Source organism: Pleurocapsa sp. PCC 7319, from assembly GCF_000332195.1.
Taxonomy (GTDB): Bacteria; Cyanobacteriota; Cyanobacteriia; order Cyanobacteriales; family Xenococcaceae; genus Waterburya.
This window is the reverse complement of record NZ_KB235919.1, coordinates 1-11,908: the sequence shown is the minus strand read 5'-3', so window position 1 is coordinate 11,908 and position 11,908 is coordinate 1. Positions and strand designations below refer to the sequence as shown.

Annotated in this window: 14 protein-coding genes; 13 read left to right on the top strand and 1 reads right to left on the bottom strand. The window is 40.1% G+C overall.

The window, feature by feature from the left end; all coding sequences use genetic code 11:
* The first annotated feature begins 160 nt into the window (after positions 1-160).
* The 13 genes from PLEUR7319_RS0101495 (at position 161) to PLEUR7319_RS0101435 (ending at position 11,241) form a co-directional block, all read left to right on the top strand.
* Positions 161-1,807, top strand: coding sequence for a CmpA/NrtA family ABC transporter substrate-binding protein (locus PLEUR7319_RS0101495; protein ID WP_019503435.1), 1,647 nt, complete (start codon positions 161-163; stop codon positions 1,805-1,807).
* Positions 1,808-1,861: 54 nt separating this feature from the next.
* The gene (ntrB, locus tag PLEUR7319_RS0101490) at positions 1,862-2,695 is read left to right on the top strand and encodes a nitrate ABC transporter permease (protein WP_019503434.1); all 834 of its coding nucleotides are present in this window, start codon (positions 1,862-1,864) and stop codon (positions 2,693-2,695) included.
* Positions 2,692-3,576, top strand: coding sequence for an ABC transporter ATP-binding protein (locus PLEUR7319_RS0101485; RefSeq protein WP_019503433.1), 885 nt, complete (start codon positions 2,692-2,694; stop codon positions 3,574-3,576). Before ntrB ends, PLEUR7319_RS0101485 begins: the two co-directional genes overlap by 4 nt.
* Before the next feature lie 69 nt (positions 3,577-3,645).
* Positions 3,646-4,089 carry a cyanase gene (gene cynS / locus PLEUR7319_RS0101480; RefSeq protein ID WP_019503432.1) on the top strand — a complete coding sequence of 148 codons (444 nt, stop codon included), beginning with the start codon at positions 3,646-3,648 and terminating at the stop codon, positions 4,087-4,089.
* 33 nt (positions 4,090-4,122) lie between these two features.
* Positions 4,123-5,067 (top strand): formylglycine-generating enzyme family protein, encoded by a 945-nt coding sequence (locus PLEUR7319_RS0101475; protein WP_019503431.1) that lies wholly within the window; start codon positions 4,123-4,125, stop codon positions 5,065-5,067.
* A gap of 56 nt (positions 5,068-5,123) precedes the next feature.
* Positions 5,124-5,876, top strand: coding sequence for a nitrile hydratase subunit beta (nthB, locus tag PLEUR7319_RS0101470; protein ID WP_019503430.1), 753 nt, complete (start codon positions 5,124-5,126; stop codon positions 5,874-5,876).
* Positions 5,877-5,926: 50 nt separating this feature from the next.
* Entirely contained in the window at positions 5,927-6,559 is a 633-nt protein-coding gene (gene nthA / locus PLEUR7319_RS0101465; protein ID WP_019503429.1) for a nitrile hydratase subunit alpha, read from the top strand.
* Between the two features lie 37 nt (positions 6,560-6,596).
* Positions 6,597-6,950, top strand: coding sequence for a nitrile hydratase accessory protein (locus tag PLEUR7319_RS0101460; RefSeq protein WP_019503428.1), 354 nt, complete (start codon positions 6,597-6,599; stop codon positions 6,948-6,950).
* Positions 6,940-7,908 carry a GTP-binding protein gene (locus PLEUR7319_RS0101455; RefSeq protein ID WP_019503427.1) on the top strand — a complete coding sequence of 323 codons (969 nt, stop codon included), beginning with the start codon at positions 6,940-6,942 and terminating at the stop codon, positions 7,906-7,908. Before PLEUR7319_RS0101460 ends, PLEUR7319_RS0101455 begins: the two co-directional genes overlap by 11 nt.
* Before the next feature lie 57 nt (positions 7,909-7,965).
* Positions 7,966-8,592 carry a HupE/UreJ family protein gene (locus PLEUR7319_RS0101450; RefSeq protein ID WP_019503426.1) on the top strand — a complete coding sequence of 209 codons (627 nt, stop codon included), beginning with the start codon at positions 7,966-7,968 and terminating at the stop codon, positions 8,590-8,592.
* 40 nt (positions 8,593-8,632) lie between these two features.
* Positions 8,633-9,700, top strand: a complete 1,068-nt coding sequence (locus tag PLEUR7319_RS0101445) for a WD40 repeat domain-containing protein (RefSeq protein ID WP_019503425.1) — start codon at positions 8,633-8,635, stop codon at positions 9,698-9,700.
* A 76-nt stretch (positions 9,701-9,776) separates the two neighbouring features.
* Positions 9,777-10,757: a GTP-binding protein gene (locus PLEUR7319_RS0101440; protein WP_019503424.1), complete on the top strand. Its 981-nt coding sequence runs from the start codon at positions 9,777-9,779 to the stop codon at positions 10,755-10,757.
* 55 nt (positions 10,758-10,812) lie between these two features.
* On the top strand, positions 10,813-11,241 hold the full coding sequence (locus tag PLEUR7319_RS0101435; RefSeq protein WP_019503423.1) for a nuclear transport factor 2 family protein: 429 nt from the start codon (positions 10,813-10,815) through the stop codon (positions 11,239-11,241).
* Positions 11,242-11,297: 56 nt separating this feature from the next.
* On the opposite strand, the gene PLEUR7319_RS0101430 is transcribed toward PLEUR7319_RS0101435, so the two are convergent.
* A complete protein-coding gene (locus PLEUR7319_RS0101430) occupies positions 11,298-11,588 on the bottom strand; it encodes an FmdB family zinc ribbon protein (RefSeq protein WP_019503422.1) in 291 nt (96 codons plus the stop codon).
* Between the last annotated feature and the right edge of the window lie 320 nt (positions 11,589-11,908).

Below are 11,908 nucleotides of genomic sequence, written 5' to 3'. Positions count from 1 at the left end.
GTAAAATTTTATTGATCGGCTAATTTAGTATATTTATGTCAACAAATCAGCATATTTAACAAATATTGATTTTTTAAGGTACTTTTTGGTAGCGATACTTACAAACTGTGAATAACAAAAAAGTTCTAATTACTTACATAGAAAAATATTAATTACAGTTATGGTAATTTCCTCAAGTGCAAACGCTACAGATAAGTGGGGTAACATAAACTCTCAACGAGGAAATCTGAGCGAGATAGATTTAATTTGTATGATGTGTGGCGGTGTTCACATGACTGCCGACCACTGGAAATTTATGGCGGAAGATATGCCGACAGATCCAGTGGATATGATTAGCGATTTGGTAAAAATGGGTATTTACAAGCCAGATACTTTCAAGATGGCAGATGCCGTTAATGCTGCTGATCTACGTAAAACCCTATTACTCAAGGTTGCAGGAAAAGGAGACCCCAAGCGGGAAAAATTAGTTTTAGAACTCTGCAAACAAGCAGGAGGCATGGAAAATGCTTTTGCGGCTGCATTTGGACCAAAGGCTGGGGAATTCTTTGGGGATGTGGTTTATAACAGCGAATTTAGTCGCCGTCGTTTCTTACGGAATTTGGCTGTAGGTGCAGCCCTTGTTACCTTAACTAATTGTGCCCCCAAACAAGCAGAAGAAACTGTTGATAAGCCGCTCGAAGAAGTTGCTGGAACAGAAAATCTAGAAAAGACAGATTTGAGGATTGGCTTTATCCCCATAACTTGCGCCACACCGATTATTATGTCCGAACCTTTAGGGTTTTATAAAAAATATGGTTTTAATGCCGAAGTGGTTAAGATGCCTAGCTGGGGTGCAGTTCGAGATTCGGCGATCGCTGGTGAATTAGATGCTTATCATATGCTGGCACCAATGCCCATCGCCATGACTTTGGGATTGGGTTCAGCTTCCTTTGGAGTTAAATTAGCCAGTATCGAAAACATTAACGGACAGGCAATTACTGTTGCCAATAAATACAAGGATAAAGTAAATGGTCCTGCGGACTTTAAAGGCTTCAATATTGGTGTGCCATTCCCCTATTCAATGCATAACCTCCTATTGCGCTATTACCTCGCTACGGGAGGTATTGACCCTGATAAGGATGTAAAAATTCGTCCCGTACCGCCACCAGATAGTATCGCTCAATTGGTAGCGGGGGATATTGATGCTTACTTAATGCCCGATCCTTTCAATCAGCGAGCAGTATACGAAGAAGCTGGCTTTATTCACAAGTTAACTAAAGAACTATGGGAAGGGCATCCCTGCTGTGCTTTTGCTGCCAGTGATGAATGGATTTCGGCTAATCCTAATACCTTTAGGGCGTTAAATAAATCCATTATCGAGGCTGCGGGCTATGCCAGAGATCCCGCAAACCGTCCCGAAATCGCCCAGGCGATCTCAGAAAGAGCATTTCTAAATCAACCTGTAGAGGTAGTAGAAGCAGTTTTGACCGGTAATTTTGAAGATGGTCAGGGCAACACTAAAGAAGTACCCGATCGCATTGATTTTGACCCCTATCCTTGGCAAAGTTTTGCTAACTGGATTTCTTCTCAACTAGTGCGTTGGGATTTACAGGGAGATGGGAAGGTAAAAACTGCGATCGCCGAAGATAAATATGAAGAAGTCGGCAAAGAAATCTTTATGACCGATTTAGCCAGAGAATTAGCCGAGGAAGTGGGACAAACTCCGCCAGCAGAGATTTATCGTACTGAAACTCTAGAGTTTGATACTTTTGACCCTGCAAAACCTCAGGAATACATCGATGAACAAATCAAGAAATATGGCGTGTAATTTCAGTTAGTAGTTAGTAGTTAGTAGTTAGTAGTTACCAGTGATCGGAGATCAATGACAGTAGTGCCAGAAAGAGTAATCAAAAATAGTAAAGGGAATAAATTACTTGATAACGATAACGTTAAGGCTTTATTGTTATTCTTGCTTTCGTTAGGAATATTTCTGCTGTTTTGGGAAATGGGGGCGAAGCTAAAATGGTTTGCCAAAGGGATGCCCACTGCTTCCTTGACTATTCAAGAATTATGGTATTGGGTAACTCATCCTTTTTATGACAATGGTCCTAATGATTTGGGCATAGGTTGGAATTTGTTGATTAGCTTGAGGCGGGTGGCGATCGGTTATACTCTAGCTTCTTTGATAGCTGTGCCCTTAGGCATTTTGGTAGGAATTTCTAAAATTGCCTTTAAAGCATTTAATCCCTACTTTCAACTACTAAAACCTGTATCACCCTTAGCTTGGTTGCCCTTGGGACTCTATCTTTTCCGTGATTCGGAATTGACGGGGATATTTATTATTACCATTGCTAGTATTTGGCCTACCTTAACTAATACTGCTTTTGGTGTAGCCAACGTAGACCCTAGTTACCTTGATGTATCTAAAACCCTTGGCGCATCACGATGGCGAACAATATTTAAAGTCATTATCCCTGCTGCTTTACCTAATATAATTTCTGGGTTACGAATCAGTATGGGAATTTCCTGGCTGGTAATTGTAGCAGCAGAAATGCTATTAGGAACGGGTTTAGGCTACTTTATCTGGAATGAGTGGAACAACCTTTATATTCCTAACATTCTCGTAGCTATCTTCATTATTGGCATTGTGGGAATTGTTCTCGATCAAATCTTTGCCTATCTAGAAAAATTGGTTTCTTTCGGCAAACAATCATGACTAATACTTCATTCTCTTCCAACACAGTGACTCAAGATAGTCTTACCGAGGCTCAGATCTGCTTGCGAAATATTTCCAAGATTTTTTCTGGTAGGACTGGTTGGCTAAATAAAATTACGGGACAAGCAAGTTCTGATTTTGTGGCGATTAAAGATATTAATCTCGATATTGAACACAATACCTTTGTCACTATTATTGGACCTTCTGGCTGCGGTAAGTCTACCCTACTGAATATTATCGCTGGTTTAAGTTCAGCTACTGGTGGTGAGGTGAAGATCGATGGACAAATAGTAGACAAGCCTGGTCCCGATCGCGGGATGGTTTTTCAAAACTATGCCCTGATGCCTTGGATGACGGTACAAGACAATATCAAGTTTGCTGTAGAAACTGTCTATCCGAAGATGCCTGTTAAACAACAAAAGCGAGTAATTAAAGAAAATATTCAACTAGTGGGTCTAATAGGAGCAGAAAAAAAACGTCCTCACGAATTATCAGGAGGAATGCGGCAAAGAGTGGGAATAGCTAGAGCTTTAGCCATAAACCCGCAGATTTTGCTCATGGATGAGCCTTTTGGGGCTTTAGACGCTCTTACCCGTGGTTTTCTACAAGACGAGATCGAGCGTATTTGGGAACAACAGCGTAAAACAGCAATTATGATTACCCACAGTATTGAAGAAGCCCTACTACTTTCTGATCGCATTGTCATGATGACCAAAGGACCCGCAGCCAGGATAGATGAAGTTTTAGAAGTGCCTTTTCCTCGTCCTCGCGATCGCACCACAGTGGAGAATCATCCCGATTACCTAAAGCTAAAAAAAGAAATGGAAGATCATTTGTATCGTGAAACTAGGGCAGTAGAAGAAGCAAGAATCAAACCGTAGGGGCGATTTGCAAATAGCCCCTACAAGATTAATTTGTTAGGAATTTATGTTTATTGAGGAGAAAAAATTATGCCTATCTCAGAAATTACCGAAAAACTATTAGCAGCCAAAAAAGAAAAAGGCATTACCTTTGAAGATTTAGAAGTAGCTGTTGGTCGGGATGAAACCTGGATTGCATCAGTTATCTATCGTCAAGCTAGTGCAGACTTAGACGAAGCCACCAAAATTGTTACTGCTTTGGGTTTACCAGAATCAATGGCTGAACCCCTGACAGTCCCACCTCTCAAAGGTTCATTAGAGCCTCAAATACCTACCGATCCTTTAATTTATCGTTTTTATGAAATCATGCAAGTATATGGAATGCCAGTAAAAGCAGTTGTTCACGAAAAATTTGGTGATGGCATTATGAGTGCCATCGACTTTTCAATTGAAGTCAATAAAGTGCCAGATCCTAAAGGCGATCGCGTGCAGATAGTTATGTGCGGCAAATTCTTACCCTACAAAAAATGGTAAACCTCTCGATTAATCTCAACAATCATAGTTAATGTGAAAAGACGTAACCTTATTAAATTGACGGGCTATGGAGGAGTAGGTTTGGTAACAGCACTTCGAGGAACTCACTCTAACGCCACCGTGCCTGATGCTAATTTATCAAATCTGCCCAGCTTTGATTTTTCAACTATTAAAGTAAATCAAAAAGGACAAGAAAAAGAAAGAACTTATCATAATGCCAGACTGCATATAGAAAGTTTGGGCGAATTCCAAGCTCTAACCATGGTGTCTATACCTAAGGGGAAATTTATCATGGGTGCGACAGCTAAAGAAAAATATAGCAGCGATCGCGAACGTCCCTTACATCAAGTTACAGTTGCCAACTTTTTACTCGGTGAATATCCCATAACTCAAGCACAGTGGCGTAAGGTAGCAAAATTTCCTAGAGTCAAACGAGAGCTTAAACTTAATCCTTCTCACTTCAAAGGTGACAGCCTCCCCGTAGAAAGTATTTCTTGGTTTGAGGCAATGGAGTTTTGCGATCTCCTGTCGGCTCAGACAGGGAAGAGATATCGCTTGCCGAGCGAAGCTGAGTGGGAATATGCCTGTCGAGGAAATACTCAAACACCCTTTGCCTATGGAGAGACTTTAACCAGTCAATTAGCTGACTATGCTTCTACTTTTGCTTATGCTGCGGAAACAGTAATTGCTTATCGTGGTGGAACAACCAAAGTAGGTAATTTTATGCCTAACGCCTTTGGTTTATACGACTTACATGGCAACGTTCGAGAATGGTGTGCCGATCCGTGGCACGAAAACTATTACGGCGCACCGAGTAATGGCAAGGCATGGAATAGGGGAGGTAATCATGCATGGCGTACTCTTCGGGGTGGCTCTTGGGCCAATAAACCATCCCACTGTCGTTCGGCGCACCGTTCTGGCTATCCAGTCGATTCTTTAAATCGGGCGCTCGGATTTCGCGTAGCCATAAGTTTGTAATTAGGTAGGAGCGAATCGCAAATCACTTTATACAGTAATCAGCAATCAGTAATCAGATGAAACTTCAGCATAATCTAGCAGGACTAGAAAATCTAGGAGAAATAGATTTCCAAAAACGAGTATTTATCGTTCCTTGGGAAGAACGGATTTTTGGTATTCATGTGGCGATGATGGCATTAAGTAACCATTTAGAAACCGATTCCGTCCCCGATTATTCTTTAAGTACAGTCCCTACTACTTTCAAAAGTTTTTGGAGTTGGGCGCATCTACGTCAGGGTGCAGAGGCGATGAACCCTTTTGACTATTTTAAATTTCGTTATTACGAAAAATGGCTAGGGGGTATTTCTGGTTTTTTTATTGATGAAGGATATATTACGGTCGAAGAACTAGACGCTAAGACTGCACTCTACTTAGAAGATGGCAATTTAAGCAATGCACCCTTACCCAGTAAACCCGAACCTGCAATCGACAAACAAGTAATTAAATATCTCAGAGAAGGTGATTCACCTCAAAGAGATGTTGCAGTTAAGCCTAAATTTGCTGTAGGTGATCGCATTCGTGTAAAAAGTATTCCACCCACAGAACATACTCGTCTACCAGGAAATCTTCAGGGAAAAATCGGCACAATTGATGTGGTTTACGACTCACCCTACACATATTTTTTTCCTACGACAGATGGTTTAGGTGAACCGATGCCTGTATACAACGTCAAGTTTGAAGCCAGCGAATTATGGGGAGAGATGGCAGAACCCAATAATATTTACTACAACGATTTATTTGAAACGTATCTGGAAAAGGATGAGGGATGAGGGATAAAGGATGAGGAAGTAATAGGTAATAGGCAAGGAGAAACGAGTTTATGACTCAATACGACGGCTTTAGTTACGATAGCGATCGCGAAATATATAGTGCTGCTCGCGTTCGCGCTTTAGAATCTCTACTAATAGAAAAAAGTATTATCTCTAGCGAAACCGTTAATCAAGTTCTCAACTACTTTGAAACAGAAATGGGTCCTTTTAACGGGGCAAAAATTGTGGCAAAAGCTTGGACTGACGCGGAATTCAAAGCCAAACTATTGGAAGATTGTAATGCTGCCATCTCCGATATTGGACTACCTGTGGGAATGTCTGGTGCAGAGGGAGAACACATGAAGGTAGTTGAAAATACTGCTGAAGTGCATAACATCGTAATTTGTACTCTTTGTTCCTGCTATCCTTGGCCTACCTTGGGTTTACCTCCTTATTGGTTCAAAGATCCTACATTTCGTGCCAGAGCTGCTAGAGAACCGAGAGCAGTACTGAAAGAATTTGGGGTGGAATTGCCTGAAGATACTGAAATACGACTTTGGGATAGCAGCGCGCAGATTCGTTGGTTTGTGCTGCCTCAACAACCCGAAGGAACAAAAGGCATGAGCGAAGAGAAATTAGCTGCATTAATTACTCCAGAAGCCATGATGGGCGTAGCTTTAGTTGACTCCCCTACCGCTGCTTAAAATTTCATTGTCCATTCTCTATTGTCCATTAATAACCATGCAATTAAGATTTGAATATTTTGCTGCAACTAGCTTACTAGGTAGCGAAGAATCACCACCAAGAAATAATGGCGAACTAAAATTTGACCGCGACTGGGAAGGGTTAGCTTTTGGTATGGCTTTGGCTTTAGCTAAAAAAGGTCATTATGAGTGGGAAGACTTTCGCCAAGAGCTAATCGCTTCGATTGAGGAATGGGAATCAGAACATGATCGTGACGATCCTAGTTGGGATTATTATCAACGTTGGGCGATCGCTTTAGAACAGATGGCAATTGAAGCGGAATTGGTTGAAGCTAAGGAATTAGAATTGCGCACTGCCGAGTTAATTAACTGTAAACAAGATGAGAAGTAAAAGGCTGAGCAAAATACCTGTAACTGTCCTGACTGGATATTTAGGGTCGGGTAAAACCACTTTACTCAACCATATTTTGACTCAGGAACATGGTAAAAAAGTAGCTGTAATTGTCAATGAATTTGGTGAGATTGGTATTGATAATCAACTAGTTATCGATTCTGATGAAGAAATTCTGGAAATGAATAATGGTTGTATCTGCTGTACAGTAAGAGGAGATTTAATTCGCATTATCAGTAAATTACTCGAACGTCGCGATCGCTTTGACTATTTAATCATTGAAACTACTGGATTAGCCGATCCCGCACCTGTAATTCAATCCTTTTTTGTAGATGAAATCTTATACAAGCAAACAGAACTAGATGCTATTGTTACCATTGTTGATGCCAAATACATTCAAGATCATTGGCAAAGCAGCGAAGCACAGGAGCAAATTGCCTTTGCCGATGTGATTTTAGTTAACAAAACTGACTTGGTTAGTTCCGAAGAATTGCTGTTATTAGCCCAAAAAATTCGAGGTATAAATGCGATCGCCAAAATCTATTCTACTTTTAATTGTAATATTGACATCGATCTAGTTTTGAGGATAAGTGCATTCGACCTCAAAAATGCCCTAACAATCGACCCTCAATTTTTAGATGAAGATACTCACGAACATGATCACTCGGTCGCTTCTGTGTCGATCTCAAATGGAGGAATTGTCAACGGGGAGAAGCTCAATCGTTGGCTAAATCAATTAGTACAGGCAATTGGACAGGATATTTTTCGCATGAAAGGAATTCTTAATGTTGATGATGAAGATCGCAGATTTGTATTTCAAGGAGTACACATGACTCTGGATGGTAGACCAGGAAAACCATGGAAACCTAGCGAAATCCGCAATAACGAATTGGTATTTATTGGTCGTAATCTCAATGAATCCGAGCTTCGATCTGGTTTTCTTACTTGTTTAATTTAAGGGTGAAAAAGAGAAAATATAAACATGAAATCATTAAAGCAGAATTCATATCTAAGTATGTTAACAATAGCAGCAATGACTGTTGCTATTGAACTATTAATTTCCGTACCAGCCTGGGCGCATCATCCCATTGGTGGTAAACTTCCGGTTAACTTCTTTGAAGGCATCATGTCGGGTTTGGGACACCCTGTAATTGGTTTCGATCATCTAGCTTTTATAATTGCTAGCGGATTAATTGCCTTGAGAATTACAGGCGGAATTAGTATTCCTATTACATTTGTGGTCGCTACAGGTATCGGTGCGGTAGTTCATTTAGTCTCTATTGATTTACCCATTCCTGAAATAATTATTGCTGCTTCGGTGGTATTATTTGGAATTTTACTGGCAATTTACGGTAAAGAACAGAAAAATCATAATTATGCCTTAATGCTTGAAGGATTAGCAGCATTAGCTGGTATATTTCACGGTTATGCTTACGGAGAAGGAATTTTTGGTGCAGAACCAACTCCTATGGTTGCCTATCTAATTGGTTTTACTATTATTCAACTAGTAATTTCTCTGGGAACATATCTTATTGCCAGTAAAGCTATTAAACGTATCCCTGCTAAATATTTAACTCGGTTTGCGGGAGGCGCGATCGCATCTTGTGGGATAGTCTTTCTTTCTTCGGCAGTTATGGGTTGATGGGGAATTAATAATTAGTAATTAATAATTAATAATTTAAGTGTCTGCTAAATCAATCGCTAAAAAAAGATTTGAGCTAACCGATAAAAAGTGTTTTGCTGAATATATTACAGACATGGCTTGGTCGCCCAACGGCGATCGCTTAGCTATAGTTTCCGCTGCTGGAGAGTTAGCTTTATGGCAAGGAGGTAAAATTGATTTTCTTAACTCTAAAAGTAATAATTCCTTAGATTGTTTGGGTTTTTCTGCTGATGGACAATGGTTAGCAGTAGCAGGACAAGCTGGCAAAGTTCAAGTATGGCGATCGCATTCCCATAGTTTTAAACTTTTTACTACTCTCAATCATCAAAAGGCTTGGATTGATTCTTTAGCCTGGAATCCACAACAAAACCTGTTAGCTTTTGGGGTCAATCGCCAAGTAAAGATCTGGGATGCAGATAGTCAAAAAATAATTACTACTATAGATTTTAAAAATTCATCAGTATTTAACCTAGCTTGGCATCCTCAAGGAAATTTATTAGCTGCCAGTGGACATGGTGGGGTCAAAGTTTGGCAGAGTGAAAACTGGATGCAAAAGCCATATCTCTTAGAAGCCCCTGGTGCTAGTTTAGATTGTGCTTGGTCATCTGATGGCAAATATTTAGCTTCAGGGAATCTCGATCGCACTATTTCTTTGCTCCACTGGGATAATCCTCCTCCTTGGTTGATGCAGGGTTTTCCAGGGAAAGTAAGTCAGGTAACTTGGTCGCAGAATAAAGATCTGCCATTATTAGCAGCATCCTGTCAGGAGGGAATTAGCGTATGGGAATATATTCAAAACAAATGGTGTAGCCATATTCTAAAACATCAAAAAACGGTTCAGGCGATCGCTTTTGCTCCCAATTCCTCACTTCTCGCCTCTACTGGCAACGATGGATATATCCAACTTTGGCAAGGCAAAAAACAAATACAAACTCTCAAAGGAGTCAGCAATGGATTTTCATGTTTAGCTTGGCATCCGACAGGAAAATATTTAGCAGCAGGAGGACAGGATGGGAAATCAATTATTTGGCAACAGTCTCTTTCTGGCAAAGGGTTTAAGAATGGAGAATGGAGAATGGACAACTAAACACGGATTCATGAAAAGCTAATAGCTGATAGCTTACTCAACAAATCAATTAACTACCCCACACTATCAAACCAAAATGATTGCAACTATAGAGAAAATTACTAATAATGCCGTCCCCGTTACAGTTTTAACAGGCTATCTGGGCGCAGGAAAAACTACCTTGCTCAATCGTATCTTGACTCATGAACATGGTAAAAAAGTTGCTGTAATCGTTAATGAATTTGGCGAAGTTGGAATTGATAATCAGTTAGTGATTGATACCGATGAAGAAATCTTTGAAATGAACAATGGCTGTATCTGCTGTACAGTTAGAGGTGATTTAATTCGGATTATTGGTAACTTGATGCGTCGGCGAGATAAGTTCGACCATCTGGTAATTGAAACTACAGGACTTGCCGATCCTGCACCAGTCATTCAAACCTTTTTTGTTGATGAAGAGATTCAAACCCAGTTAGATTTAGATGCCGTAGTTACGGTAGTTGATGCCAAACATATTTGGTCCCATTGGGATAGCGACGAAGCTCAGGAACAGATTGCCTTTGCTAATGTGATTTTGCTGAATAAAACAGATTTAGTTGAACGTGAGGAACTAGAAGAATTAAAACAAAAAATCCGCTCAATGAACGGCATGGTGAAAATATACACTACCCAAAATGCCAATGTAGACATGGATTCTGTTTTAGGAGTTAGGGCTTTTGATTTAGAAAAAGCGTTAGAAATCGAACCGGAACTTTTGGGTGAAGATGCTCATGAACATGATGAATCTGTTTTTTCCTTTGCCATAGTTGAATCAGGTGAAGTGAATCTGGAAAAACTCAATAGTTGGCTAACCAAATTGTTGCAAACTCAAGGTCCTAATATCTTCCGTATGAAAGGTATCCTGAATGTAGCTGATCAAGATAAACGCTTTGTTTTTCAAGGAGTCCACATGATTTTTGATGGTAAACCAGATCGTCCTTGGAAACAATCAGAGACACGCAAAAACGAACTAGTATTTATCGGTCGTAATCTCGATTCCGAACAGCTACGCCAAGACTTTAAAGCTTGCCTTGTTTAAAGATAATCAGTAATTAGTAATTAGTAATCAGTAATCAGTAATCAGTAATCAATATATGGAAACAAAACCACCCCTACCACCCTTTACCCTAGAAACCGCTAAAGCCAAAGTTCAAGCTGCCGAGGATGGTTGGAACACTCGCAATCCCGAAAAAGTAGCTCTTGCTTATACTATTGATTCTCAGTGGCGCAACCGTGCTGAATTTATCAATGGCAGAGAGGAAATTATTGCCTTTCTTCAGCGTAAATGGGCAAAAGAACTAGATTATCGGCTTAAAAAAAGACTCTGGAGTTTTATGGATAACCGTATCTCCGTTTGTTTTGAATATGAATGGCATGATGATGGGGGCTTTTGGTATCGGGCTTATGGAAATGAGAATTGGGAATTTGCCGAAAATGGCTTAATGAAGCGACGAGAAGCCAGCATTAATGATGTGCCGATTAAAGAATCGGAAAGGAAATTTCTCTGGTCAAGAAAGATCTAGTAATGCGATCGCTGTTAGTTGATTATAGGAGTTAAACTAAAGCCCAACTTATTTGTTTAAAACCTCGCTGGTGCATGGGAAACCATCCAGGGTCGATTTCCAGTAGAAGTCTGATACCTTGGTTTAGCGGGTTCTTTTTGTTCCTGTTTGATTAATCTAGGTTCAGAAGATTGCGATCGCGCGATCGTGGATAAACTTCGAGAATTGAGATTAATATTGGGTGCAGAAAATATTTTGGTTGCTGTTTGATTACATTGAGGACAATTTATCGGTGCGTTATATTCTGCCATACTGCGCCAGGCTTCAAATTCTCCACAGGGATTACAACGATATTCGTATAGAGGCATCTTTTCAATTGATAATGAATATTTGGTAGGGGCGAACGGTGTTCGCCCACAATACAATTGCTATGTCGGGACCTGGTTCTAACGGATTTTGTGGGTAGTAGAAATACTCAGGATAATGGGGCTTGAAGCACAAAAGAAATCAAATTGAGATAAAGTCAACAAACAATCAATTGATTTTCAGTAAAAATTACAAGCATGGCAGTTTCTATCAGAGGAGATAAAAGTATTTGTTTACCCGTTAGCAGTGAAGAACAATATCAACAACTAATCGCCAATAATCACAATTATAGAGCCTATTTGCTGCAACTTTATGCCAAGTA